We start from the raw sequence: 252 nt of genomic DNA on the forward strand, positions 1-252 counted from the left end.
GCATGTCACTCAAGCTATCGTCGCTGATTGCTCTAATGAAGATACAGTGTCTGAGCTCAAGCTGGATGATTACGATATCGCCATGGTGGCTATTGGCGATAACGTTAACGCCAGTATTCTGACCACCCTGATTCTGAAAGAATCTGGCGTTAAGCAGGTTTGGGTCAAAGCAAAAGACAGGTATCACGCAAAAATACTGCATAAAATTGGCGCAGATCGTGTCGTTATGCCGGAAACAGAAATGGGGCAACG

Annotated in this window: 1 protein-coding gene; it reads left to right on the plus strand. The window is 46.0% G+C overall.

Translation table 11 applies throughout. From position 1 onward, the window contains the following. Positions 1-46: 46 nt before the first annotated feature. On the plus strand, positions 47-252 hold a 206-nt coding region (locus tag R0J87_RS22760; RefSeq protein WP_498889193.1), incomplete at its 3' end, for an NAD-binding protein.

Origin of the sequence: Halomonas sp. SIMBA_159 (assembly GCF_046536035.1) — a bacterium.
GTDB classification, from domain to species: domain Bacteria; phylum Pseudomonadota; class Gammaproteobacteria; order Pseudomonadales; family Halomonadaceae; genus Vreelandella; species Vreelandella venusta_A.